The 25,147-nt window shown below is 51.7% G+C and carries 30 protein-coding genes; 15 read left to right on the top strand and 15 right to left on the bottom strand.

Annotation, left to right across the window (positions count from 1 at the left end):
• Window positions 1–194 precede the first annotated feature (194 nt).
• Together ACH5Y9_RS08300 and ACH5Y9_RS08295 are read right to left on the bottom strand one after the other, a co-directional pair.
• Window positions 195–752 carry a tyrosine-type recombinase/integrase gene (locus ACH5Y9_RS08300; protein ID WP_445369248.1) on the bottom strand — a complete coding sequence of 186 codons (558 nt, stop codon included), beginning with the start codon at window positions 750–752 and terminating at the stop codon, window positions 195–197.
• On the bottom strand, window positions 706–1,167 hold the full coding sequence (locus ACH5Y9_RS08295) for a phage integrase N-terminal SAM-like domain-containing protein (RefSeq protein ID WP_445369247.1): 462 nt from the start codon (window positions 1,165–1,167) through the stop codon (window positions 706–708). Before ACH5Y9_RS08295 ends, ACH5Y9_RS08300 begins: the two co-directional genes overlap by 47 nt.
• 199 nt (window positions 1,168–1,366) lie before the next feature.
• On the opposite strand from ACH5Y9_RS08295, the gene ACH5Y9_RS08290 reads away from it, so the two are divergent.
• The 4 genes from ACH5Y9_RS08290 to ACH5Y9_RS08275 all read left to right on the top strand — a co-directional run bounded on the left by ACH5Y9_RS08290 (window position 1,367) and on the right by ACH5Y9_RS08275 (window position 4,088).
• Window positions 1,367–1,711 carry a hypothetical protein gene (locus ACH5Y9_RS08290; protein ID WP_445369246.1) on the top strand — a complete coding sequence of 115 codons (345 nt, stop codon included), beginning with the start codon at window positions 1,367–1,369 and terminating at the stop codon, window positions 1,709–1,711.
• A gap of 70 nt (window positions 1,712–1,781) precedes the next feature.
• Window positions 1,782–2,189, top strand: a complete 408-nt coding sequence (locus tag ACH5Y9_RS08285) for a hypothetical protein (protein WP_445369245.1) — start codon at window positions 1,782–1,784, stop codon at window positions 2,187–2,189.
• Window positions 2,190–3,182: 993 nt separating this feature from the next.
• A complete protein-coding gene (locus tag ACH5Y9_RS08280) occupies window positions 3,183–3,509 on the top strand; it encodes a hypothetical protein (RefSeq protein ID WP_445369244.1) in 327 nt (108 codons plus the stop codon).
• 93 nt (window positions 3,510–3,602) lie between these two features.
• Complete coding sequence (locus tag ACH5Y9_RS08275) at window positions 3,603–4,088, top strand: hypothetical protein (protein ID WP_445369243.1); 486 nt, start codon at window positions 3,603–3,605, stop codon at window positions 4,086–4,088.
• Window positions 4,089–4,338: 250 nt separating this feature from the next.
• Here ACH5Y9_RS08275 and ACH5Y9_RS08270 read toward each other — a convergent pair whose 3' ends face one another.
• Window positions 4,339–5,436 (bottom strand): IS5 family transposase, encoded by a 1,098-nt coding sequence (locus ACH5Y9_RS08270; protein ID WP_445369242.1) that lies wholly within the window; start codon window positions 5,434–5,436, stop codon window positions 4,339–4,341.
• Window positions 5,437–5,545: 109 nt separating this feature from the next.
• On the opposite strand from ACH5Y9_RS08270, the gene ACH5Y9_RS08265 reads away from it, so the two are divergent.
• From ACH5Y9_RS08265 to ACH5Y9_RS08225, 9 genes are all read left to right on the top strand, one after another.
• Window positions 5,546–6,076 carry an SMI1/KNR4 family protein gene (locus tag ACH5Y9_RS08265; RefSeq protein WP_445369241.1) on the top strand — a complete coding sequence of 177 codons (531 nt, stop codon included), beginning with the start codon at window positions 5,546–5,548 and terminating at the stop codon, window positions 6,074–6,076.
• Between the two features lie 474 nt (window positions 6,077–6,550).
• Window positions 6,551–6,700, top strand: a complete 150-nt coding sequence (locus ACH5Y9_RS08260) for a hypothetical protein (protein ID WP_445369240.1) — start codon at window positions 6,551–6,553, stop codon at window positions 6,698–6,700.
• Between the two features lie 116 nt (window positions 6,701–6,816).
• Entirely contained in the window at window positions 6,817–7,281 is a 465-nt protein-coding gene (locus tag ACH5Y9_RS08255; RefSeq protein WP_445369239.1) for a DUF2199 domain-containing protein, read from the top strand.
• 161 nt (window positions 7,282–7,442) lie between these two features.
• Window positions 7,443–7,793, top strand: coding sequence for a T6SS effector amidase Tae4 family protein (locus tag ACH5Y9_RS08250; RefSeq protein ID WP_445369238.1), 351 nt, complete (start codon window positions 7,443–7,445; stop codon window positions 7,791–7,793).
• Window positions 7,714–7,950 (top strand): T6SS effector amidase Tae4 family protein, encoded by a 237-nt coding sequence (locus tag ACH5Y9_RS08245; RefSeq protein ID WP_445369237.1) that lies wholly within the window; start codon window positions 7,714–7,716, stop codon window positions 7,948–7,950. Before ACH5Y9_RS08250 ends, ACH5Y9_RS08245 begins: the two co-directional genes overlap by 80 nt.
• On the top strand, window positions 7,947–8,195 hold the full coding sequence (locus tag ACH5Y9_RS08240) for a hypothetical protein (RefSeq protein WP_415878138.1): 249 nt from the start codon (window positions 7,947–7,949) through the stop codon (window positions 8,193–8,195). The genes ACH5Y9_RS08245 and ACH5Y9_RS08240 overlap by 4 nt, the downstream gene beginning before the upstream one ends.
• Window positions 8,196–8,289: 94 nt before the next feature.
• Window positions 8,290–8,571: a hypothetical protein gene (locus ACH5Y9_RS08235; RefSeq protein ID WP_445369236.1), complete on the top strand. Its 282-nt coding sequence runs from the start codon at window positions 8,290–8,292 to the stop codon at window positions 8,569–8,571.
• 84 nt (window positions 8,572–8,655) lie between these two features.
• Window positions 8,656–9,129 (top strand): hypothetical protein, encoded by a 474-nt coding sequence (locus tag ACH5Y9_RS08230; protein ID WP_445369235.1) that lies wholly within the window; start codon window positions 8,656–8,658, stop codon window positions 9,127–9,129.
• Between the two features lie 1,066 nt (window positions 9,130–10,195).
• Window positions 10,196–10,594 carry a hypothetical protein gene (locus ACH5Y9_RS08225; protein ID WP_445369234.1) on the top strand — a complete coding sequence of 133 codons (399 nt, stop codon included), beginning with the start codon at window positions 10,196–10,198 and terminating at the stop codon, window positions 10,592–10,594.
• A gap of 57 nt (window positions 10,595–10,651) precedes the next feature.
• Here the strand turns inward: ACH5Y9_RS08225 and ACH5Y9_RS08220 are convergent, their stop codons facing one another.
• The 12 genes from ACH5Y9_RS08220 to ACH5Y9_RS08165 form a co-directional block, all read right to left on the bottom strand.
• Window positions 10,652–10,879: an IS110 family transposase gene (locus ACH5Y9_RS08220; protein ID WP_445369233.1), complete on the bottom strand. Its 228-nt coding sequence runs from the start codon at window positions 10,877–10,879 to the stop codon at window positions 10,652–10,654.
• 293 nt (window positions 10,880–11,172) lie between these two features.
• Entirely contained in the window at window positions 11,173–12,108 is a 936-nt protein-coding gene (locus ACH5Y9_RS08215; RefSeq protein ID WP_445369232.1) for a vWA domain-containing protein, read from the bottom strand.
• A gap of 36 nt (window positions 12,109–12,144) precedes the next feature.
• Window positions 12,145–12,708, bottom strand: coding sequence for an MxaK protein (locus ACH5Y9_RS08210; protein WP_445369231.1), 564 nt, complete (start codon window positions 12,706–12,708; stop codon window positions 12,145–12,147).
• Window positions 12,705–13,688 (bottom strand): vWA domain-containing protein, encoded by a 984-nt coding sequence (locus ACH5Y9_RS08205; RefSeq protein WP_445369230.1) that lies wholly within the window; start codon window positions 13,686–13,688, stop codon window positions 12,705–12,707. Before ACH5Y9_RS08205 ends, ACH5Y9_RS08210 begins: the two co-directional genes overlap by 4 nt.
• Window positions 13,685–14,602, bottom strand: coding sequence for a nonribosomal peptide synthetase MxaA (locus ACH5Y9_RS08200; RefSeq protein ID WP_445369229.1), 918 nt, complete (start codon window positions 14,600–14,602; stop codon window positions 13,685–13,687). Before ACH5Y9_RS08200 ends, ACH5Y9_RS08205 begins: the two co-directional genes overlap by 4 nt.
• Window positions 14,599–15,453: a DUF58 domain-containing protein gene (locus ACH5Y9_RS08195; RefSeq protein ID WP_445369228.1), complete on the bottom strand. Its 855-nt coding sequence runs from the start codon at window positions 15,451–15,453 to the stop codon at window positions 14,599–14,601. Before ACH5Y9_RS08195 ends, ACH5Y9_RS08200 begins: the two co-directional genes overlap by 4 nt.
• Window positions 15,454–15,469: 16 nt before the next feature.
• Window positions 15,470–16,096 (bottom strand): MxaP protein, encoded by a 627-nt coding sequence (locus tag ACH5Y9_RS08190; protein WP_445369227.1) that lies wholly within the window; start codon window positions 16,094–16,096, stop codon window positions 15,470–15,472.
• Between the two features lie 5 nt (window positions 16,097–16,101).
• Entirely contained in the window at window positions 16,102–17,121 is a 1,020-nt protein-coding gene (locus ACH5Y9_RS08185) for an AAA family ATPase (RefSeq protein WP_445369226.1), read from the bottom strand.
• A gap of 371 nt (window positions 17,122–17,492) precedes the next feature.
• Window positions 17,493–17,774 carry a methanol dehydrogenase [cytochrome c] subunit gene (locus tag ACH5Y9_RS08180; RefSeq protein ID WP_101052345.1) on the bottom strand — a complete coding sequence of 94 codons (282 nt, stop codon included), beginning with the start codon at window positions 17,772–17,774 and terminating at the stop codon, window positions 17,493–17,495.
• Between the two features lie 158 nt (window positions 17,775–17,932).
• Window positions 17,933–18,409 (bottom strand): cytochrome c(L), periplasmic, encoded by a 477-nt coding sequence (gene moxG, locus ACH5Y9_RS08175; protein ID WP_445369225.1) that lies wholly within the window; start codon window positions 18,407–18,409, stop codon window positions 17,933–17,935.
• 14 nt (window positions 18,410–18,423) lie between these two features.
• Entirely contained in the window at window positions 18,424–19,266 is an 843-nt protein-coding gene (gene moxJ, locus ACH5Y9_RS08170) for a methanol oxidation system protein MoxJ (protein WP_445369224.1), read from the bottom strand.
• A gap of 146 nt (window positions 19,267–19,412) precedes the next feature.
• Entirely contained in the window at window positions 19,413–21,221 is a 1,809-nt protein-coding gene (locus ACH5Y9_RS08165) for a methanol/ethanol family PQQ-dependent dehydrogenase (RefSeq protein WP_033156197.1), read from the bottom strand.
• A gap of 506 nt (window positions 21,222–21,727) precedes the next feature.
• Here ACH5Y9_RS08165 and ACH5Y9_RS08160 point away from each other — a divergent pair.
• Together ACH5Y9_RS08160 and ACH5Y9_RS08155 are read left to right on the top strand one after the other, a co-directional pair.
• Window positions 21,728–22,399: a response regulator gene (locus ACH5Y9_RS08160; RefSeq protein ID WP_033156196.1), complete on the top strand. Its 672-nt coding sequence runs from the start codon at window positions 21,728–21,730 to the stop codon at window positions 22,397–22,399.
• A gap of 439 nt (window positions 22,400–22,838) precedes the next feature.
• Window positions 22,839–25,040 carry an Ig-like domain-containing protein gene (locus tag ACH5Y9_RS08155; protein WP_445369223.1) on the top strand — a complete coding sequence of 734 codons (2,202 nt, stop codon included), beginning with the start codon at window positions 22,839–22,841 and terminating at the stop codon, window positions 25,038–25,040.
• Window positions 25,041–25,147 lie beyond the last annotated feature (107 nt).

The following is a 25,147-nucleotide window of genomic DNA, read 5'->3' as shown; positions in this document are numbered from 1 at the left end:
TTACTGGCGTGGCTTTGAACTGATTTAGAACTTCCCAATTTTTTGAATCCAATGGGACAGGTCTTAAAATATACCAAGGTCTTTCATAGTTGCATGATTGCAAGATCTGACCCTATTCTCCTCTCCGAACAAGCAGCGCTCGGCTAAATCGAAAATAGTGTTCAAGTTTTCTCCTAAATCGTCACACTGACCAATCAAATAGCCAAATCATCCAGCGGACTGATGACGCCCTGCCCACCCTGATTCAAAACATGGGTATAAATCATCGTCGTTTCCAGCTCACTATGCCCCAGTAACGCCTGAATGGTTCGAATATCCGTACCACGTTGCAACAGATGTGTGGCAAAAGAATGCCGAAAGGTGTGCGCGGAAACCCGTTTGGCAATACCGGCTTGCCGAACCGCAGCCTTGATAGCCTTATTCACCAACGATTGATCGATATGATGGCGTCGAGTCTCGCCGGACAAGGGATCGACCGATAAGGAACGTGCTGGAAACACATATTGCCAGCCCCACTCTCGCTCGGCATTAGGATACTTTTTAGCCAAGGCGTACGGCAAATACACCGCGCCGAAACCATCAGCCAAATCCTGTTCGTGAATCGCCTTGACCTTTTCCAAATGATTTTGTAATAAAGGCATCAGGCTTGCAGAAAACGTGGTGACCCTATCCTTGTCGCCTTTGCCGGAACGTACGGTAATCTGCTTATACCTGTACCCGCAACCGGACAGCCTCGGTAATCCGCAAACCACTGCCGTATAAAAGCTTGACCACCAACTGCGCCACGCCTTCCACACGCGGCAAAACCAGCTTGACCTCGTCTATCGTCAACACCACCGGTACATGGCGACTGGTTTTGGAACGGATAGCCTCGATGCGCTGGGGCAGCGGCCTATTCAGCACCTGTTTGTATAAAAACACCAAAGCATTCATCGCCTGATTTTGGGTGGCCGATGCCACCTTGCGCTCTGTCGCCAGATAGCTTAAAAACGCTTCTATCTTGGCCTCGCTGTTTTCAAACAGCCCAGCTCGCTCATTCAGTTGATGAAACTTCACGAACTGCTTGATCCACTCGGAATACGTACGTTCGGTATGCAGCGAATAATGCTTGAGCCGCATGACGCGGCGCACATCTTCCAGCAAGGTCGGCGATTTTGAACTTGACATAAAAGTGTTAACAGCTATAGTCAGGCGAAAAAGTATTATATAGGCAAATTTGCCTGAATTTATGGCTAATATCAGATTATCAAGGCACATTTGCCCGGTTCGGGAGTTATCAGGGCAAAAACGCCTGAAAAGGCCGGCAATATCAACTTATCAGGCAGATTTGCCTGATAATCAATAGTTAAATGCTCTCGGTATGGACATGCCTGAATTCAAACGCCCACCAAGAGAACCAGATATTGAAGCAGAAATCACTGCTCGACCCACTGCCGAGGGCGGAAGGAAATCTTCTATGTTTTCAGGATATCGACCAAATCATGATTTTGGCATAGAGGGGATGCTTAACGATGCAATGCATGAATATCCACAAAATGGATCAATAGCCCCAGGAGAAAAAGGGAAAGCGAATTTATGGTTTTTAGCTCCAGAATATCAAGAGGGGCGTTTATTCATGGGCATGGAATTTACCGTCCAAGAAGGTGGTCGCCTTGTGGGTATGGGAAGGATAACGAAGGTATTCAATGAGTCAATGCAAAAACGCATTTAACAATACGCTTCACCCGACCAAAAACCGCGATGCGGTTTTCGTCGGGTGAGCTCGTCGTTAGGCGTCAAGCATGCGTCGCAAGGCACTCCAAGACCTCGCAAACACCCTCTGCCACATGGTGGTCGGCTGGCGCATGGGCGACGACTTCGAACGAATCGCGCAGCTTCCAGATGGGACACTTTCCTTTGACTTGCTGAAGAAATCAGCAACACATAGTTCCGGTGTATCGCCGGAACTATGGATAACCGGCGAACTGGCCGCTTGGCTCACCGCACGCCTGGCCGCCGAGAACATCGACCAAATGAAGCTTGTCGAGGCAACGCTTGACGTCCAGCACCGGACCGACCGCATCAAGACGGACAGAAAGAAGATCGTTTCATTCGACTTCGAATGCCACTCCGTACTGGCCACTGACGAACGCCGGTACCAGGGCAAGCTCGTCGAGCGTCATAGCTATCACACGAGAGTTGACGCCTAACCCTTCGCTCGAGCGGACCTCCACCGGCAAGGCACCTTGGCCGCGAGACGGATGATAGGCCTGGCTGTCTCGCGGCCAAGGTGCCTTGCCGGTGGAGGCCGCTCAGCTCAAACGTTAAATGGAAAATCTCGGTGGTCTTAACTAAGTTGACGCTCTCTACATTCAAGCACACTATGAATATCGCTCTTCTGAGGGAGGAGCGACCGTTAGCGCATGACGAGAACACAGAACTATTCGACTCAATTGACTGCTTGGACATAGATGAGCTGAGCGAGCTGTATACTATCGTAATGGTTGGGTTATTGGGAAATCCTCAGGAGTTCGGTACCCGAACGCTTTTTATGGCTTCATTAAAAATAGTCAGTTATCTAGTTTTAGTGATTTTTTTCTCTTGACAAGCATAAATACCAATCTAAATCATTCTTCTGAAATGTGTGGATTTCATATTAAAGAAATGGGGGTTGAATGGGCCAACCGATATGTTAGTGATTGCAAACCTGGTGTTTATAAAAGTTATATCATCCTGACAAGCATTCCTTTTTTAATGCTTTTTATTTGCCTAATACCTCTAAATACGTATAAGTTACTGGCCATATATTTTTGTTTAAGCGTAATAATCCTAACCGGAACAATGTATTTGGAGCTTTCAGAAAATATTGATCCCTACAAAGGGTTATCTATCGGTGTTTTTGTGATAAGAACATTTTTAAGTTCTTTAATGTTAGTAACTTCCATTATTTATTGGTCAATTAAAAAAGTTAAATCTCGTCCAAAATAGGTTACATACACATATCACGTGCATAATGCTTGTAAATACAAAAGCACTTCCCCCAATTGTTTTCCGGCCTAACATGGCAGTCAAAGGGACGCGCCGGACGCAGGTGCTTTTGGAGGTTGCTGTTTTTTTTCGGGTTCGTCGGTTTTGCTAAAGTCCTGCAACCGGCACGCCCCTTACTTTTACGTTAGGCGTTAAACAACAAGGAGAAATTTTTTGTGAATATGAACAATAATCCAACGATAGATGAACTGAAAGATATCTTTGCCGCATGTGATGACGATGCGGGGCATCATTTATTGTGGGTTCAGAAAAATGGCGACGTTATGTTGAGTGTGGTACCAGAACATTTAACCCCGGTTGGCTTCGAAGAGGCAACGACTCAAATGCAAATGCGCTATGAAACATTTGTACAGGGCAACAAATATGTTGGTACAAGCGCGGCAGCAGATCAGAGTTTCATGCAAAGCATCTTCGACAGTCTTCTTAAAGAGTGGCCTTCGGCAAAAGGTCGCAGCACTGTCGATTACATAGATATGTTCTAGTCCTATGTATATCACGCCTAACATGGCGCTCAAGTGGGACGGTCGCTATCGCGCCCGCCCCTTAGCTCTACGTTGGGCGTCAATAAGGGAGGCATGAAGGTGCAGCGCTTTGCTTTCGCGTTACTTTTCGTACTTCTTTCCCCTAGCGCAAGTGCGCAAGGGGACGACAGACTCGCCTCTGCCGCTTATGCCCACCTTGCCGCGCGCGGCGACAAAAGCTATCCATCGCTTCGCACATTCTCGATCGATCTGAATGGAGACGGCCGCGCCGACGGCATAGTCCTCTTGACCGGGAATGCATGGTGTGGGGCTGGTGGTTGCAACATGCTCGTGTTTCGGGGCACAGAGGCAGGCTTCAGCTTTGTTTCCGAAAGCACGATCACACAAGAGCCCTTGATGGTTTTACCGGAATCCAAACACGGCTGGCGTACGCTGGTTGTAAATTCCGGACGAACAGGGAAAGTGCTGATACAATTTGACGGGCATAGGTATCCGTCAAATCCATCCCTCCAGCCAAAGCCATCTCTCCGGCATGTAGAGCAGGCACAGGTGCTGGATAAACAATTGGTGAGTAAGTAACGTGTTGCCGCCCAACCCGTCAGTCGAGAGGGACGTTTCGCGGCAAAGCCGCTCGCGCCCCTCACTTTTACGTTAGGCTGCACTAGCAGGCTGGTGAAAAACCCGCCGATATTTCCCCTTACCCACGATGTTCGTGATTTTTTCGAGTTGAAATCGGTCATGACATCGAGTTTCAAGCGTTTTGCCCCGGTTTCAAGGGCTTTTTATTCGCCTGAAGCCGTCTGTGGACGGTTTTCAGGCGAACTTCACCCTAGGCGGGTGCACTCCACGCCGGTTTCGGCGTGAACACCAATAGGTTGAGCATGCGCGTCAGGTTGTAGGCGGCAAAGCAAAACAAGGCCTGACCCGCGACTTTGGCTAAGCCGATGTGACGGGTTTTGCGCAGGCCGCCGACCGTTTTGACCCAGCCAAAGGCTTCTTCGACGATTTTGCGGCGCTTGAGACTTTGGGCGTAACCTTTGCCGCGAGCGGTCCGGCCATCGACGGCACTGCCGGTCTTTTTGCGGGCCACATGGGCTTTGATGTCACGGGACTCGAGTCCGTTGACGAACGCCGCTTGGTCATAGCCTTTGTCGGCACCGACGCTGCCGCCTTTGGGCTCGCGGCGTTTGATCATTTTTTGCGCGGCTTCGATTTCGGCGGTGCCGGTGGCTTGAGTGGTTTCGACATCGACAATCAGGCCGTTGCGGTTCTCAGACAGGGCGTGGGTGATGTAACGCAGTTTGGCCTCGGTGTATTCGCCTTTTTTGTAAAGCCGGGCTTCGGGATCGGTTGTACTTTGATGGGTGGCGTTGCTGCGCTTTTCGCCGCTGAAGTCGACCTCGGGATTGCGGCCGGCGGGTTTGTCCGGGCCGCTGCCGTCTTTTTTAACGAAGCTTTTATGCGAGGCCCAGGCTTCAATGAGGCTACCGTCGACGCTGAAGTGTTCGTCGGACACCAGATTTTGCCATTCGGCTATGGCCAGTACCCGCTCAAAAAATTCGCGACTCAGGGCTTCGGACAGCAGGCGTTCGCGGTTGGCACTGAACACTGTGCGTTCCCACACGGCGTCGTCGATGCCCAGACCGACAAACCAGCGAAACAACAGGTTGTAGTCCAGTTGTTCCATCAACTGACGCTCGCTACGGACCGTATACAGGACTTGTAACAGCAAGGCGCGCAGCAGTTTTTCAGGGGCCATCGAGGGACGGCCTGTGTGCGAGTAACGCTCGGCAAAGACGGCATCCATAGAGGCCAATACGCCATCAACCAGTAGCCGTAAACGACGCAACGGATGCTGTTTGGGAATACGGTCTTCCAGGCTAACATAGCTGAACCAGCTGTTTTGAATGGCATCGTGTCCGCGCATTGAAAGGCTCCAAATTTAGGTAGCCTATTTTAACAGTTGGCCGCTCATCTATGCCTTAGCTTACTTGGCTTTTCGAGTTTTTCACCAGCCTGCTAGAAGGAAAATTTACTTGAATACTAAATCAATTTCCGACATTGATATAAACGAGTTCTGGAATAACACCGAATACGCTAAAAGTTCCTATATTAGCGAGGCTCTGGATAATGACTTGTTAGCTTTAATTGAATCTCAGCTCAGGTATAAATTACCTAATTCTTATGTTGAATTTATGAAAAAGCAAAATGGTGGTATTCCCTTCTATACTGATCATAAAACAACTGAGGAAACCTCTTGGGCTTATGACCATATTGCTATTCACGGAATCTTTGGCATAGGAAATAAAAAATCGTATTCTTTGTGCGGTGAAAAAGGCAGCAAATTCTGGATCGAGCACTGGGGATATCCAAACATCGGGGTGTATTTTGCTGATTGCCCTTCGGCTGGTCATGACATGCTTTGCTTGGATTATCGTAATTGTATAGAAGGTAAAGAGCCTAAAGTGGTTCATGTTGATCAAGAGTTTGACTATAAAATCACTCATGTCGCAGACAGTTTTGAACAATTTATTCTTGGTCTTGAAGACTTTAGTGTTAATGAATAAAGCCTAACAAAGCAATCAAACGGATGGTTTTTAAGTTGCATTTTTGCCATTCCGCGTCGCTTCATTTTATGGCAAAAGTGCAACTTAAAAACCACCGTTTATCGCGGCGTTATGTTCCGTAGTAGCGGAGGGAGTATCAAAATGGCGTGGATAGAGTTGCTGGTTAACTATACCAAGCCGAGTATAGAGTTCGGAAACTCTATACTGGCTCTTTTTAAGCTTAACAGGTTGTTGAAAAAAGAAAATCGGTGGAAAAAATTCCTCAAAATTCTCCAATTTGCTGTTAAAAGTCATTTGGTCGCAACGAACAATCAATGACTTACAAATTTCAATTTTGCCAGAAATGCGTTTTTAGGGACAAAAGTGGAGAGGATTTTTAAATTTCAACAGCCTGTTAAATCTGAGAACTCGGCACTCAAGGCGAAGGTATCTGTTCTGGAAGGTGAGAAGGAAATATCGGAAAAGGAGAAGCACATGTTCAAAGAGCAAGTGAAAGAATCCGAGAGCGCTAGAAGCGCCCTTGAAGCTATATTGTCCGAGAAAAATCATAGTGCGCTCCTTGAGGAACAAAAATTAGTGAATCGATTAAATGAAGAAAATGAGAGAAACCAAAACCTCTATTAAACATAACCCATCGCTCAACCCGACTCCGCTTCGCTACGCGGGTTAGATTTAGCGTTAGGCCGCACAAGAGACACGTATGCCCATCTGCGCTGAATGCGGGCACGAACATCCGCCCAATGAGATCGAACTCACCTTTCGCAGGCCCGACGTCGTCGCAGGGCTTCAAGCCGAAGAACGAACGGGAACAGCGAGTTCAAGAAAACGCGGACTTGAGCGTGCTAGATGGGGAGCAGTTCTTCATAAGAGCGCTGCTACCACTTCCAGTCGATGAGAGAGAAGCACCGTACAACCTTGGAATCTGGGTCCAGGTCTCTCAGTCAGACTTCGAGCGTGTCTATGAGCTTTGGGACGAGGAAGATCAGGCCCAAGAGCCTGCCTTCGCCGCGACCCTTGCGAACGACATCCCGAATCACCCGTCCACGTGCGGTTTGGCCGCGTCCCTCGCGCTCACTGGCCCCAAAACGAGGCCTGTGCTCACGCTCGGTCCAGCTGAACACCCTCTGGTTGGTGAGCAGACTCGCGGCATCACCGCCCATCGAGCAGCCGAGTACAGCAGCCTCTGCGCCTCCAGTGCGGCCTAACCTCTCGGTCAACGCGAGGCCCAGCGGTGGTCCACCAGGCCCGCCTCCAGGAGTTGTCTATCATCCTTCCGGCGGGCCTAGCGGTCCACCGCCGGCCCCGCGTTACCTCGAACGTTATGCATCACCTAATTATTAAAATCACTCAAACTGGGAACGTCCAAATGAAATTTGAAACGCTATGGAAAAATTTTCCTGATCAGGAAAAATTAAAAAAGGATTGTTATAATAAGCAACCCACTAGCAGCAGTCCTTTTTCAGATTATTGTGCCATCTTATTGAGTGAATGTTTAATAAGGTCAGGTGTAGATATTAGCCTTCTAAAGGCAAAACGTTGCTGGTCACATTCTGGTAAAAAGCATATTCTTCTTGCTGAGGAATTTGCTATCGCTCTTGCGGAACGTCCATTACTCGGCCTTTCTGTGCGTCAGAAAATTGTTCCAGGAAATTTCCAAACAACACTTAAAGAAAAGACTGGAATTATATTTTTTAAGGATTACTTGGCAAAGGGGTAATGAATCATTTCAAAATCGTAGCGGTGACCACATTGATCTTTGGAATAAGAATGAATTGACTGGAGGTGGCATGTTCACGCGGTCAGTATATGAGTTTTTTGGTGTTGTATCAGATTTAAATAAAAGCAAAGAAGTCTGGTTTTGGGAGATCAAATGAAAAATATCGTTCTGTCCGCTGCCATTGTTTTATTTAGTGTTTGTACCAATTTTGGCATTTTTTTATACGCTTACAAAAAATTGGCCTTCCCTTACCTCCATGAAGCCCAGCGCATGGAAAATGCACCGCACATATTTAGCTATGTTCTTTTAGCTTTTATTTTTAGCTCAATTCTATTTTTTTTAGTTCAGCGCTTGCTAACTAAAAAAATGCATAACAAAGCAATCAAACGGATGGATTTTTAAGTTGCTCTTTTGCCATTCCGCTTCGCTCCATTTTATGGCAAAAGTGCAACTTAAAAACCACCGTTTATCGCAACGTTATGTTGCAAGGTGAGCAATGGGTTTGCAGGAAAAATGGAAAAGCATTGAGCAAGAATTGATGGCTGCATATCAGTTGCTCCCTGAGGACGTCATCGAATCCGATAATGGGTACAGAGAAAATGATTTCTTGTCCTATATTGAAGCCAATGAACTGCTCCTTGCAATGGAGGAACTTGATGGGGTAATTGAAGATAATCCGAGCCCCGGCAAGGAGTTTTGGACTCATCTCATAAATGCAGCAAAATTAATGAATCACAATCATGCCATTAAATATGAATCTATCCGTTCGGCAACATAACACGGCGCTCCAGCCGACGTCGGCGCTGTCGCGCCTCCTCGGCTGAGCTGGGCGTTGGGCATTTACCAACCAGGGGAGATGTAAATGGAGTCATCGCAAGAACCACAAAACGTCTATGCCAGTTTTGCTATGGCATGGACCGCTTACGTTCGCCCGGTAATAGTTTTTCTTGTTATGTCCTCAATTGGTACGGCTCTGTTCGCTAACGGTTACAAAACGGCTGGCGTCATCGTGTGCCTTGTTGCTTTAGCACTGGCAGCATTTCAAGTTCTCAGCATTCGTAGCGTCATCCTCTACACGAACGAAGATGGTGTTTGGGTTTATAGCGGCATTCTCCCTTGGTCAAAAGGTACTAACGGTGTTAAGTGGCGAGACCTAGAAGACGCTGTTTACTTCACTGGTTTCTTGAGTTGGGCGCTAAAGTCCTACACAGTCCGCATCGGGCACAGGTTCACAAAAACCCGCGAAATTGTTTTGCCGCATATTGCTCGTGGAAATCTGGCTGTCGAACACATCAACCAACTACACCGCGAAGTTTTGGCACAAGGTGTTGCCTAACCCTTCGGTCAACCGGACGCCCCAACAGCTGCGCTGTTGGGGTTCCCTCCAACGTTAGCCAATGAAAATCTTTTCATCCCAACCACGTTAAGCAGGAGAAGCAAATGAAGTTAAGCAAAAATATCCTTTGTGTCGTTGCATTGCTCTCAATCCATGCATTTGCAACTGAAACAAGTTCCATTGCTGCCTCGGTTTTACCACAAAAAGCTATCGTATCCTCAGAGGCGCCGCGAATTGAGCTGGCTTATGATGACTCGAACTGTATGAGTCGATGTGACAGTAAATATGATTCTTGCAAGCAAAGTGGAAAATCTGAAATAGTTTGCTCCACGGAACAAAAGAAGTGCTATGACACGTGCAGCAAATAGTCATTTCATATTTATTTTCAGCAGTTGAGAGGCATCCTTTCGGCTAACAATATGCTCAAGCCGACCCGCTTCCGCTACGCTCCAGCGGTCGGTTTAGCTCTACTTTAGAAGGTACCAATCTCTATGGCACGTATTGAACGGAATTTCAGCGGCCGTAACACTCAAGATCAGCAGTGGTTAGCCGCGAATACGTGGTGCGACCATTGCGCCGAGGCTGACTTAGGGCTTACTGATCCGGTCGAATACGAAGAGAACGGGAAAATCCTAGTCGAGGGAAAATGCAAGCGTTGTGGTCAGCGAGTCATCTCATCTATCAGTGAACAACATGCTAAAACTTAGTGATACCACATGTACATAGCTTCTAACCCTGCGCAAAAGCGGCGCCTCCCCTTAGCTTCACGTTGGGCCTCTATGGGCGATTCACGCAATTTACATGATCCACGTTACGGAGCTTGGAAATTCATCCAGGAAATCAAGCTTAAGGACATGCTTGCTAACCCGCTAGTGTTCCTGATTTACCTGAGTCGGTTACTTACATTGCAGTCCCTTCAATCGGTGGCGGACGTGAGGTTCGTTTTCAACCAGCAACGAGGTTTTCAGATGTTGCCGCACAAAAAATGGCCTAACGAGTCGCTCAAAGGGACGCTCCGCTTCGCTACGCGCCCCTTAGCTCGACGTTAGGCGTCTGAAAGAACATCATGGACAGCATGATCGTCTTCTTTGGCCGAACGACATCTGAAATGGTGGAGCAAGAAGCATCGCTCCTCGGCTTCGTAGCAGGAACCGTCAGCAAGAGTTCAGAGCAGTTCTACCTTTGGCGCTATGTCGAAGAAAGTTTGCACGCAGATTTCGAGCCAAATGAACTTAAGGCTATCCGCGCCGCGCTCGGCGGCGAGATCAAAAGCGCATTCCAGGTCGCTAGTCGCCACGGTCAAGACGCGAGGTTTGCAATCCAAGTCGTCAGTTCCCTCATGTCAAGTTTGGGGCCATCGCTTCTCGACAACGATTCTGGAACCCTATGGAAACCTGAAGAGGTAGCAGCTTGTGCCAAGTCAAATCCTGAGAAGGGTCTCTATGCGTTGCGCACAGAAGCCTAACCCTTCCATCGAGCTGACGTGCCCCGGCAAGCCGGGTCACGCAGCTCATGTCAAACGTTATGTTTCAGGAGACCACCGCTGAGCAACGTCTTCCCAATAAATGCCGGTCGCTTCCATGCAGACATGAGGCGATTGGGCCTTTTGAGCGGCCAACCACGTCAACAACGTCGCGAAGCCGTCGAGAGTATTGGGAATGACTTTGGCGCGAAACTTACCGCTGGGCAAGCGCAACGCGCAGTCCAGCTTGGCTTTAGCAACATCGATACCGAGATAAAAATGGGACATGAAAACCTCAAATGATCTACCTTGTGAATGCAGGCTGCCGGAAACCGGGCCGAAGAGACTGTTCGATCGTTGATCGAGGGTGGGTCGCTGCTGCAAAGATCTACGCCGGGGATTTCGAAATCCAAGCTCCGATACGGCATCCAGCGACCCAAACCTGAGGTGCCCCTCAGGTGTGTTTTCATGGTTTATTATCCTTTGAAAAGCACGCTTGGATAATACAAGCTCCGAATAGCGAAGCGTATTCGGAGGAATGAAGGCTTTAAATTCGTCCGATTACGTTTCACTAAACGGACCTACGGCCTAACATACACCGCCGCGAACAACAATAAGGTTAGGCCGGCATAACGCCAACCGGTATCGACATTCTGTTTGCCAGGCTTGGCAAACTCGGCTTGTTGCAGCGCTTGATCCAGACTGTCGGTATCGCTCAGGCGTCGATATTGTAAACCACTCTCAGCAGCGAGCTGACGGAGATAGCTTTCGTGCAGCCGGCTCATATGCTCGTCGCCGGTTGCCGCCTCGCTGCCGAAAGGTGCGTTACGGGCGTTGTAGCCCTGGATCTTCTCGGGATTTAGATCCGATTCACCAAAGGACGAACGATGCGGCACGTCTTCGGGTTTGTAAAAGCCCTGGCGTTGGCCCTTTGCGTCGAACTTGGGGATGGGCGACAGTTGCTCGCCGCCGACGCCGACGATCACACCTTTTACCTTATCTTTAACTGGCGACAGATCGGGTTTGTAACGCGGATTGGGCGGGGGTGCCTCCTGGCCGTCGCTGAGAAACACCAGGGTCTGATCTTTGTCTTTTAACAGCTCCAGCGTACTCAGCAAGCCACTGGCGATGCGGCTGTCGGCAGCCCAGGCCATGCGCCAATCCAGCGCCGCAATCGCTGCGTCTATCTCGGCAAATCCCGAACACACATCTATCGGTTCGAACAACAGCGTCGAGCGGCGTTCGCTAAACACCCCCAAACCCACTTGCGAACCGCAAGGCAATTTTAACAACTCCTGGCGTAGCGCTTGTTTCACAAACTGCAATCGGCTGACCGGCTGTTTATCCAGCTGATAATCTTCGGTGTTCATGCTGCGGGTAATGTCAACAACAAACACCAGCCGGTACAGTGACACTTGCGCGCTGGTTTGCGGATGGAAAAACACCACCAACAAGGACAGCAAGGCCGCGGTCAACAGCCAGAAACGGTAATCCCTAAGATTGGGGGCGATAGTCATATAGCGAAATTATCGGTCGGGAAGATAAGCACCAAGTTAGGGCAAGCCACGCGGAAAGCCCGGCAAGGTGGTCCATAGTTGGGTCTGTTGATTAAGATCGTCCTGCTCGTCGCCGCTGCTGATTCTGTCCATCTCCGGCAACAGCCGCATCGCCACTTCCAGATTGTACTTGGCATCCCAAAAGCCGCTGTCTAACGTTAATGCTTCCCGATAGGCTTGCTTGGCCAGACCCAGCAAGGGCATCGCCTCGTTAACATTGCCGGCCTGGGCTTTCTCCATGGCTTGGCGCAGATACAGATTGCCCAAGTTATAACGGGTTTGCGCTTGCGCTTCGGCACTGGCTTGCTGCAATAACAGGTTCAGCGTCGCCAAGGCTTCGTCGTAGCGTTGGTGCCGGCTGAGATACACCGCTCTGGCCATGCGTACTTCCGGCGCCGAGGTTGCCAATTCGTCTGCGCCGACATCCTGATCGGCCAGTGATTGGCCGATCAGCCGATTTTGGCCGGCTAGGCCATACAGTTGCAGCAATTGCGTCAGAGTCACTAATAAAGTTGCTGCCAATATGGCCCACAGCGCCCAGTGTTTTAACTTACGGATCACAGTCTGGCCTCGCAGAGTTTCACGCCCAGCAATAACAACATCAGCGCCGCCGCAAAGGCATAACAGCGCGTGGATAAATCCTGTTTCGGAATCCGCTCGAAATAATGCAGGGGCCGGTTTTCCAGGCGGTTGATGTCGTCTACCGCCTGTTGCAAGGCACCGGGCGTTTCGGCTTCGTAGGCTTGATAGGGAATATGCAGGCTATTAAAAAACAGATGCAGATAACGTTCCGGCATGGCCTGAGCATTGTCGTCGCGCGGGTCGTCGGGCACTTCAAACAAACCGGGGCTGTTGGCGGTGCGCAGAAACACCCAATACAAACTGACTTGGCGTTGTTTGAACAACTCTCGCAAAGCCGCTTCGCTGTCCGGATCGATCACCGCCGCGCCGTCCGACACCAGCAGCACGATGCGCGAACCGGTCACCGGCCGGCTATCGAAGAACTCCAAAGCCATGCTCAAGCCCTTGCTGACGTTGGTATAAGCCAAGGCCGGCAAGGCGGTAGCGTCTATCGCAGCATGAATCGCGGCTTTGTTTTCAGTGAGCGGTAGCACGAATAGCGGCGAAGTACTGTATTCGGCGATGCCGATCAAATCGTGCGCTCGGTGATCGACAAACTGATTCAACAAGCGGCGGGCGGCGTTGGCTTTGGATTCCTCGCCTTGGGTTTCCGGCGTCTTGCCGGCGAAGGTGTTGTCCATGCTGTTACTGCGATCCAACAGCATGACGATGTGTGCGCCGTGGCCGATGCGCTCCACTTGCTGTTCTTGCAGATAGGCACCGGCCAAGCCCAGAATCAACCCGCCTATCGCCAGCACGCCCAGCAAGCGGATCAAGGCGCTGATAGCCAGCGATAGTGGGTCGACAGGCAATATCGCCAGCCAGGGATAGGGGTTGGCGACCACTCCCATTCTCAACATCGGCAACAGGCATAAGCCCAAACCGAGCAAGACCCAAGGATACTCAAAGCCCAAACTCATCGGCTGCCTCGCTCGATTTCCCGGCAATGCAGGCACAGGGTTTTGAGTTTTTGCAGATCGTGTTCTTGCAGCATTATCGAAGCGTCACCGAAAAAGTAACGATTGGAATAATCGAAAAACCAAGTCAATTCGTCAGCGATGCTGCGATATTCCGGGTGGTCCTGATAAAACTCGGCCAGTTTGTGCAAAAACACCGGCTTACCGTGAAGACCGTTAAATGCCGCATGTACAGCGCCCAGCCCTTGCGGCAACTGTGACAAGCCAAGGGTTTGCAGTTGCCGCTGCGCGCGCTTGAATACGCTGCGTTTCGGTAGTCCCGGTAAATAACCGTAAAGCCAAGCCAAACGTAATGCGATGCCCAGCGCCACCGTCAACGCCACGCATAAGCGCCGGACAATTGCCGCGTCATCCAACAAGCTCGGCGCTTGGTCCGGGCGCATGTATTCGCCGTGTTCATCCTGCCTGACCACCAGTTCCCGCAGTGGCGCGGTCGTAAAGGTCCAGGCCGCGACCGGCTGTTCCAGAGTTTGCCCGTGCTGCTGAAAGCGCAAGGTGAAACCGGGTATGCTCAAGGCTTTCACTTCCAACGGTGCGTAAAATTGCTGATATTGCAGGTCGATTTGATAGCGCTTGCCGTCATTGCCGGCCGTTTCCTGCACAGTCACCGCGTTCAGTTGTAACCAGCGATTCAAACGGCCCGGCGCCGGCAGACTGTTGCGCTCCAAGACCATACCGGCGCGCGTTTCCAGCACAATCCGCTGCGGGATGGTATCGCCGATCACATAGCCGAACGGCCGAGGTGTTTGCAGTTGAAAGTCGCGGAGTGCTTGGTTAGACGTGCCGGAGCACGCCTCCAGCAGCGTGACGCATACCCATACCCAAGCACAACCAAGCCGCTTTGCCGCCAACGTCACCCTGCTCTCCTTAAAAAATATTGCCCCAGCTGCTCGGCGCGGTAGCCGTTGTCGATAAACAGCGGCTCACAGCCCGAGGCCCGAAACTGCTGTTGCAATTGCGCACTGCGCTGGACAAATGCCTGTTCTATCTTGCGCTTCAAACCGGGACGTAGCCAAAGGGTACGGCGCTTGCCGGATTCCAGATCCTGGAGTTGAAACAACCCCCAATCCGGTAAGCGGCTGTATTCGGCTGGGTCCCACAGCACCAGCGGTATCACGTCGTGGCGGCGCAAGTTTTGTAAAATGGCTTGCAAACGCGGCAACGGAAAATGAAAATCCGACGCTAAAAACACCAAGGCCCTATGCTTGGGTAAATAGCGTTGCGCTTGCTGCAAGCCCGCCGAACCAGGTTGCAGGTCGAGTGTTTCCAGGCGTTTTGCCATGGCTTGAATCCGGCCCAGGTGTTTACCGGCTGGCAAATAGCCATCGGTGAACACCTGCTGGTTAGCCGCAATAAAGCCGATGTTGTCGCCGTATTCCAGGGCCGATGCGGCAATCGATAACAACATATCGGCCATTACACGGCGCTTGTCATAGCCGCCGCCGAAACCCATGGAAGCGGATAAATCGGCCAGCAAATACACGTCGATAGCACTGTGTTGTTGCTGCACCCGCACTTGATAATTTCCGAACGGGTCGAGCAGGCTGGCCCGCAGATCGATGCGTCTGGGGTCCGGACGGGCGATCAAGGTGTCATGGCGCTTGAACAACTGGCCGTTGCCGACCATCTGTCCGGGGTGCGCGCCAGGAAACACACCGACTGCCGGGCGTGGCAGGCGGTATTGGAAAGGCTTTATCGTGGCCGACATCGTTTTAGCGAGTACCTTATTGGCTGACAACCAAATTCGCCAGCACGGCCGTCACGACCAGGTATCCGGGCAGGGAAAATCTCAGCGGCACCCTCATCAATAAGGCCACCACGCCTGAGTACGTTTGCGCATTGCGGCTATGAATGGCTTCGCCGAACAGCCACAGCAGAGAGTTGAGCAGGCATAAAGCCAGGATCGTGAAGAAACCGACATCGCTGAACAAGAACGATTTGTTCGCCAACAGCGAGATGCGCTCGCTAGTATCGATAAAATTGGCGGTCAAAACTCCTATCATCAGGCCGCCCTCATCAAAGGCCACCAAGAAAAACGTGTAGGTAAACCGCCGTAAGCGCCGGCTGAAATCACTTAGCGCCGGAAAATGCAGCGATAGATATAACACCGGCAGACTCAGGCAAAACAGCAAGGTGCCGACCACCGCCAGTAAAATCCAGAATTTAAAACCCACCGCGTCGTTCAAGGCGCTGGTGTAATATGCGGCGTAAGGGACGTCGGCATGTTTATCCAGACTACTGGCGATAAACGAGCAAATAAATCCGACGCCGGACCAGGTTAAATAGGTGTCTAATAAATGGCCAAGGCCGGCATGCGGCAGCATGGCGTGCAAAATCGATTTAATGTTCATGACTGTTACGGTGCGGCGATTTGGTTGAGTATGCTGTCTATCAAGGTGGGAACAATATCGTCTTGGCGATAGCTGTACATCGGGTTCAGGAATATCCGGTGCGACATGGTGACGGCGAAAACCGCCTGCAAATCTTCCGGTAACAGGCTGTCGCGATTTTCCAGCCAAGCCCGGACTTTGGCGGCGCGTATCATGTAGCTGACGCCGCGCGGACTGGCGCCGGCCTGCAACAGGTTGTCCATGTCCACATCGGCTAAAGCGATGCCGAATGCGCCAGGATCGGCGGTGGCTTTCCATAAATCCAAGGCGTATTGGCGCAACGCCGCGCTGGGCTGGATGCTGTCTTGAATCGCCGCCGCCCAGTCGTTGAGCTGGTAATAAGGTATTTGGCTGGCGGCCATTTCCCCAATCAAAGCATCGACATCGTGGTAACGCGGATTGAACAGCAAATCGTCCAACACCTTGTCGTCACTGGGTGCGGTGATGTTGATTTCCATGAAAAACCGGTCGCGAGCGGCCGCCGGCAATTCAAAGGTCTCTTCTTTTTCCACCCGATTGCGGTCGGCAAATACCTGAATGTGCGGCATCCGGTATTCGCGGTTGAACGCGCCGATACTGCGCTCGGCCATCACCCGCAACAGCAGCGAATGCACTTGCGGCCGGGCCCGGTTGATTTCGTTAAAAAAGAACACCGACAACTGTTCGCCCTGCTTCAACAAAGGGCCGGGATCGACGCAGGGCCGGCCTTCTTGATTTAAATAGGTGTAATAGATCAAGTCGGCCGGCATTAAGTCGATGGTGCCTTCGATACGCTGGTAGTGACCTCCTAGCCCTTGGGCGATGGCCCGCAATAAGGTGGTTTTGCCGACGCCGACCTGGCCTTCCAGCAACACATGGCCGCGAGCGAATATGGCTATCAAAAGATTGCGTACCGCCGCCTGCTGGCCGACGACGACATGGTTGATTTGTTGTTCCAACTGCAACGCACTGGCGCGCCAGTCGCTGAGGGTTTGCTTGCTTGTCATAGCTAATTGAGCGCTGTTGATTAAAGCCAATACCGCAAAAAGAACTCCGGTGCTGGGTTGCCATGCCGCCGATTGCAGACATACGCGCCGCTGATAACGGGCCGTCGTGATCTAAGCGGCATAGCAACGGCCCGGAGCCGTGAGGTTTCGTTTAGAAGCTGTTTAAAGACTACTGCACTCGCGAAGTTCTTAAACGGCTTGCATGGGTTGAGCGCGCCGTTGCCTTGGGCATTCCCTGGTCTTCGCTTCGGCAGAATAATCTTCGATTCCCTCCGCATCATTAGTTACCGCCGTCCCTGGCGGCGTCCTAAGGGTTCTATCCTCGTGATCACTGTCGGCGTGCGCACTGCGCATCCCGACCCACCCGTTGTTTATTGGCCTTCGACGTCGTAAACGAACTTGCCAGTTTTCGCCAGCAATTCAGTACGTTTGGCGTTGCGGGCTTCCATTTCTTTGATCGACTGGGCTTGTTTGTTCAGCTCGTTGGGATCGTGTTTCGGGTCGTATTTGCTGCCCGCCACTTGTGCCGGATACCCCGGCTTCGGTTCCCAGCAGTTGCCGGCTTCTTTGCATTTGGTGCCGTCGTAGGCTTTTGCCGCGCCGGACAGGCCAAAAGCCAGCAGTACCGCGCCTAACATTACTAATTTGTTCATGTTGATCTCCTAAAGTAATTTGTTGGATAACCCTCACCCTGCCCTCTCCCCTGGGGAGAGGGTTCAATTCCTACTTCCAAGGCAAACTTAAGCCGCCTGGAGTTTGCTAAGTGGCTTGAGCTACCTCTCCCTCCGGGAAAGAGCTAGGGTGAGAGCGTTTATTTCAACCACTCGGCTTTCTTCGGATCGCCTTTGTAAATGCTGCGCAAGAAGGACATGATGTGCAGCATGTCGTCGGTGCTGAAATTGACGTACTGCGGCCCCATCATGCCATTGGCGCCACCGAATAGGATTTCGAACAAGCCCTGGTCGGTCAGGCCGCGCGGATAAGTCCAGTAGTCGTCGGCAAGACCGGGGCCGAGCTTGCCTTCGGCTTCATGGCCGTGGCAGCCCGAGCAACCGGTCATGTACAAGCTCTCGCCTTTTTTTGCCGCTTCGGCATCGCCGTTATACGGGTTTTTGCCGGTTTGCATGAACTGCTTGAATTTGTCGGTGTTACCGCCTTTTTTGGCAAAACTCAAATCCAGCGCTTCCCCGGTCAAGGCATGGCGCAGGGTGATGTCGGCCTGGACAGCACTTGCCGCCACCGCTGACATCGACAGCACGGCGCCAGTCAAAAATGTTTTCAATTTCATTCAAGGTTTCCTGTTTAGTTCATGGACACGGCGGTTTCGGGTTGATCCAGCAACGGAATGCCTTCCGCTTCCAGCAACGCTTCGATATTGTCCTGCCCGTCTTTGATGATTTTGTTCAATTGCCCCAGCAAAGCGCTGTCGTTCTTACGCACGCCAATGGAAGTGCTGTAATGCAAACCCACTTTTTCGCCGTCGGCGCGCTTGGCGTTGTCCGGAATGACCGTCATCGTCAGCGGCGTGGCCGATGCCTTCACGTAGCGGGCCGCGGCGGGTCCCCACAAGATGGCGATTTCCGCTTTGCCGGAAGCCACTTCGTTGACCAGTTTGTCATTGTCGTACTTGACGTACTGGTTACGTTTGGACTTGAAGCCGGCCAACTCTTGTTGGTAATTGAACATATCGTTGTAACGGCCGATGGCCCGCAGCATGGTTTCGGCCGGAGAGCCCGGTGCGAAAGCAATCCGCTGGGCTTGCTTCAAGGCCGGGCTATCCCAGTTCTGCAAGTCCAACCCGTCTTTTTCGCGGCTGATAAACACGTAGCCGGAACGGTAGTACGGTGCCGTGGTTAATAAACGCGGATCACCGGCATCGACGCCCATTACCACGTCGCACAAGCCTTTATCCAGGTAATCGCGGATAAAGTAGCGCGGATCTGTCCAGCTGACGGTTTCCAATTTGCGGCCCAGTTGTTCGGCCACATACTGCGCCAATTTGTTTTCAAAGCCTTCGCCGTTTTTATTGGAGTAAGGCATTTCGTTTTCAGCCGTGCAGACTTTTAAAACCGGCTGTTCGGCTTGAACTGTGGAAAAACCAAAGCCCAATGCCAACGCAGCCACAATGCGTGTGCTTGTTTTCATAGTGATTCTAGGAATTAAGTAGACTCGTTGCCTCGTTCCCACGCGCTGCGCGGGAACGCCTTAGTAGCCGCGCTGCGGCACATCATCGCCACCGCAGCGCGGTTAACCTGAATTCCCACGCAGCGCGTGGGAACCAGGAAAGCTTTCTACAACGCGAACACCATCACGCCGCCACCCATTTGGGTGTAGTGCGCCAACTCTTTAAACGCACCCACTGCACCCAGACCGGCAGTCGGATCGGCCAAGTCAAATACCAGACCTACGCCAGGCCAGCCGCCGACACCGTAATAAATCGCCACATACTGCTTGTTGTTGTGTTTATAGGTAATCGGGTGGCCAATGACGCCGGAAGGCAATTTAAACTTCCACAACTCTTCGCCGGTTTTGGAGTGGCGTGCCTTGATGTAGCCGTCCAGGGTGCCGTAGAACACCAGGTCGCCCGCTGTTGCGGTGGTACCACCCCAGACCGCGAATTTCTCCTGAACTTCCCATTCCATTTTGCCGGTGACGGCATTCATGGCTTTGACTTGACCCAAAGTGCCTTTCGGACCCGGATACATGTTCAAGGTAGCGCCGACGAAGAACTGGCCGGCCCGGTAAGGCAGCATGAACGGTTCCCAGTCCATGCAGATATGGTTGGTACCCATGAAGAACAGTTTCTTATTCGGATCGTAAGACTCGATACCTTGGTTGTGGTAACCCATCGCCGACGGGCAGATACCAGTGGCTTGGTGGTCCATGTGTGTCGAATATTCCGGATCGCGGATCGGCAGACCGGTTTTCAGATCGACTTTTTTCACCCAGTTGACGGTGTCGTCGATTTTGAAGGCATTGACCAAGCTGCCGTTTTCGCGGTTCAAGGTATACACCAAGCCGTTACGGTCCGGGTGCGTCAGCAGTTTGGTCATTTTGCCGTCGACCATTTGCTCGGACAGACCCATGTAGTTGACGCCGGCGTAGTCCCATTCGTCATGCGGGGTTTTTTGGTAACCGAACTTGGCTTCGCCGGTGTTTACATCGCGGCCCCAGATAGTCATGGTCCATTTGTTGTCGCCGGGACGCATGGTTTCGTTCCACGGTGCCGGGTTACCGGAGCCGTAATACAACATTTCTAAGTCGCTGTCGTAAGCATACCAACCCCAGTTGGTGCCGCCGCCAATTTTCCAGGCATCGCCTTCCCAGGTTTTCAGACCCAAACCGAACTGACCGTAATGCGGATTGGCGCTGTTGAAGTCTTTGGATAATTTGATGTCTTCATCCGGACCGGTGGCGTAAACGCGCCAGGCTTGCTTACCATCCTTAATGTTGTAAGCGGTGGCATAACCACGCACCCCCAACTCGGCACCGGAGGTACCGACGATGACTTTATCCTTCACCACGAACGGTGCGACGGTCAACGTCGAACCCATGGCGATGTCGGAGTTTTCCATTTTCCACAGTACTTCGCCGGTCTTGGCGTTAATCGCCACCACATGACCATCCAGCTGGTTTAAGAAAATGGTAGCCGGATAATCTTTGCCGGCCGGCGCATAGGCCAAGCCCCGGTTGACCACGTCGCAACAAGCGACGGCGCGCGCCGCTGGATTTTGCTTGGGTTTGAACTGCCAAAGGATTTTATCGGGCTCATCCAGGCTGATGGCGAAGACGTTGTTAGGGTAAGGGGTGTGCACGTACATGATGCCATCAACAACCAGAGGCCCACCTTCATGACCGTTGAGCACGCCCGTGGAAAACGACCACGCCACTTTCAGATTTTTGACGTTGTTGGCGTTGATGTCGATCATCTCGCTGAAATGAGTCGAGCCATAATCTTTGGTCTGCATCACCCAGTTGGTGTTTTGCTTGGCTAGTTGTTCCAGTTCTTTATTCGCTTGCGCCGATGACGACACGGCCAAGGCCGCAGCCGTGACTAAGGCCGTGGTCGATACCTGCTTGGCAAACCGTGAAATTTGCATGAATCCTCCTATGTTGTTTATTAGGTTGCATGGCCCGGCAAATCGGTTGGTTAGGGGAGCCTTCCGTTAAAAGCGGATAACGCCATCGGCATTTCCGGGCAAAATCAATCACACGCTGCGCTTAATTTTGGCGTCCATCCGTGACGCGAGATTTTGCTTTGCGGCAGAAATCTCCTTCACTTTTCACATCAGCAATCTCAATCAAGTCGCACACAATATTGACTTAGACCTACCGGGCCATGCTGGCGCAAATGGTAAAGAAGGCGGCCTATCGGGCGTTACGGAATAATCCATAAATAGCCTGGGAATTCCGCGAAAAAAGTCATGGAAGTTTTCCCGGTCGCACGCAGCCGCACGCCGCGGCAAAACGGGAAAAGCTCCCATGGTTTCCCGGCATAAAAATCGGCATCATGGCGGGGCAAGAAGCGCCAGCTAGGGATAGCACCGGTTCTGCCGGAGGCGTTTCTTGCTCATCCACACCAAAAACCAATCAGGACACGTAGTTAGTGGCGAATAAAATCAGCGTTTTATTAGTAGACGACCATGCAGTGGTCAGAGCCGGTTACAAGACTTATTTATCCTTGTCTGAACGAATAGGCGCCGTCTATGAAGCCGATAGGGGCGAGACCGCTTGCCAGGTGTATGACAAGCAAACGCCGGATGTGGTGGTGATGGATTTATCCATGCCCGGTCTGGGCGGTTTGGAATCAGTGCGGCGCTTATTGGTTCGCTACCCCAGTTGCAAGATATTGGTATTTTCGATTCATAACGAACTGGTCTACGTCACCCGCGCCATCAAGGCCGGCGCCAAAGGTTACATCACCAAAAATAATGAGCCGGACACGCTGGTGACCGCAGTCTGCACGCTAGCGGAAGGCGGCACGTATATCGAACCGGCTTTGGCGCAGCAATTGGCGGTCAATATGGCTATCGGCCAGGATGAGGCATATAAGGTTAAATCGCTGTCGCCGCGCGAATTCGACATTTTTTGCCTGCTGGCCAATGGTTTGAGCACCCGTCAAGCGGCGGAAAAATTATGTTTGAGCTACAAAACCGTCTGCAACCACAGTACGGCGATCAAAGAAAAATTAAACGTCAAAACCATGTCGGAATTGACACTGCTGGCTGGTCGCCAAGGTATTATCAATACCGGCAGCGAACTGTATGAGCACAGCTAGCGCGGAACACCCCCTTCCCTATTAACCAGGCCCTATTTATCCCTGGCATGCCGTTCGGGCTGAGCGAGTCGAAGCCTAGGCCTGTGTGCGCTTCGATAGACTCAGAGCTAACCGGTTTAACAACGCTGTTAATGGGCGCTTGCGACCGGAACTCCCGGTTGTAAGCCCGCAAATCCCCCTCCCAAGCAACTGGCTCAAGACGCCCGATTCAAGTCTTTCCGGTCTAAAAGCTGCGCCAGTCTTAATCATTACTTCATTGTATTTTCATCTTCAATTCATGTTGAATGGTTATTGTGCCGACTGAATAACCTTATTAAAAAAAGTAATAAAGCATCATCGAGAAGCGACGCGGTATCGGATGTTGGCCGTTTGCTTCCATTCATATGGGCAATTCATTAACGATTACCCATCCGATCAAAACGTATTCATGGGAGATATTATGAATGCACGTCTATTTATATTTCAGCTTTTGCTGATTTTTCTGGGTGTATGCGAATTTGGTAGCGTCCAGGCGCTTGAACTCAAACCCAATTCCGTCGAAATCGTCGTGGATGAACTAGCCAAGATTGCGGTCACAAAATCATCCGGAAGCATCAGTGTAAAATCCAGTAATACCAGTGTGGCGACAGTCACTTACGCCAGCGGTATCGCTAGCATCAAGGGTGTAAAAGCCGGTTCGGCGACGGTCACGGTAAAAGATCGTAAGAGCTCGAAGCGTGTGGAAGTCAAAGTCATCAGCGCCCCTTCTCCCGTCTTGACGATTTCGCCGGCCGTATTGGCGGTCAATGTGGGCGGCACTGCCACCGTCACGGTCACCAACGCCTCCGGCACAGTAAACGTTCAATCGTCGGACAACTCAATTGCCAGCGTCGGCTATGCCAATAATCTCGCTACCATAAAAGGTCTTAAAGCCGGCTCGGCCACGGTGACCATCCGCGACAGCAAGACCTCCAAAACGGTCGCAGTGACGGTGTTAAATACCACGGCTGTCGGCGAATACACCCTGCTGGCCTGGAATGATTTAGGCATGCATTGCATGGACGGCCTGGATTTTTCCGTGTTCGCCATCTTGCCGCCCTACAACACTTTGCATGCGCAATTGAAAGACAAAAACGGCAAGCTGGTCAGCAGCAACGTGTTGCTGACTTATGAAGCGGTCGTCGACAGTAGCGGCTCTATCAATACCAGCAGCGCCAACAAAACCAATTTCTGGTCTTGGGTCGGTGAGTTGGTAGGCTTGAATCCGGCACCGGATGTCGGGGTTAACCTGGATGGACTCGCCAGCGGAAACCCCATGCCCGGCAATAAAACGCCATCCCTAACACCCGCGCCGATGACCTACAACACAGCGTTCGGCTGGTTCGAGGCCGAGGGTATTCCGGTGACGCCCTTCGACGACAAAGGTAACAAGAACTTCTATCCCACCGTTAAGGTCGTGGCTAAGGATGCGCTGAGCGGTAAGGTTCTGGCTAGCGCCACCACCGTGTTGCCGGTCAGCGACGAGATGACTTGCAAAGGCTGCCACGCATCCACTGACACCAATAACAATGCCGCACAAACTGCCGCCAAACCGGTGACGGGCTGGGTGTTCGATGCCGACCCTGACAAAGACTGGAAGCGTAACATTCTGCGTCTGCATGATGAAAAACAGGCGGGGAGTAAATTATTCAACGATGCACTGACCACATTGAATAGCAAAGGCTACAAATCAGCAGGCTTACTGGCGACGGCCGATGCTGGGCAACCGGTTCTTTGCGTGGCGTGCCATGCCAGCAATGCCTATTTCGATAAGGAAAACAAGACCACGGTGATGGGCGGCATGACCGGCATTGCGCCATTCACCCAGTCCTTGCATTTAAAACATGCCGATGTAAAAGACCCTGCCACCCAGTTAACCCTGGATAGTCTGGACAACCGTAGCGCTTGTTACCAATGTCATCCGGGATCGGTAACGCAATGTCTGCGTGGCGCGATGTCCACCGCTACGGATGCCAGCGGCGACCCTGCTATCAGTTGCCAAAGCTGTCACGGCAATATGAAGGCGGTGGGTAGTGCCACTCGGCAAGGCTGGTTCAACGAGCCGACCTGCGAGTCTTGCCACAATAGCGCCGCGCCCGGCAAACGCGCGATTTCAGGCATCGACGCCACCGGCAAAGCGATTGTGCCAACAGATCGTACCTTTGCCACCAATGCCAATACGCCGGTTCCCGGATTGAACTTGTACCGCTTCAGTAAAGGACACGGCGGCTTGCAATGCGAGGCTTGTCACGGTTCGACACACGCGGAGTATCCCTCCACACATGCTGACGAAAACCTGCAAAGCATCGCCGTGCAAGGACACGCCGGTACGGTAGCCGAATGTAAGGCTTGCCATACTACAGTCCCGAACACGGTAAACGGCGGCCCTCACGGCATGCATACCACCGGTGACGCCTGGGTTAAGCAACACGAAGACGCCAATAAAAACGGCACAGCCACTACGCCAAGCTGTAGCTATTGCCACGGTACGACCAGCGCCGGCACTCCCTTGAGTGCGGTAAAAGTTGCGAAAACCATTGATGCCGATGAGTTTGGTATCAAGAATTGGCCGGCGGGTTATCAAGTGAGTTGTTTTAGCTGCCACAACGGACCCAATCCGTAAAACCTCAGACAACAGATCGCCCCGCAAGGGGCGATTTTTTTGTGGGTTGACTCCGCTCACTACAGGAGACGATTGAAAATCACATACAAAGGTCCCAGGCTTTGTCA

The sequence above is a fragment of the Methylomonas sp. BW4-1 genome, assembly GCF_052474385.1.
This window is presented reverse-complemented; position numbering and strand designations above follow the sequence as displayed.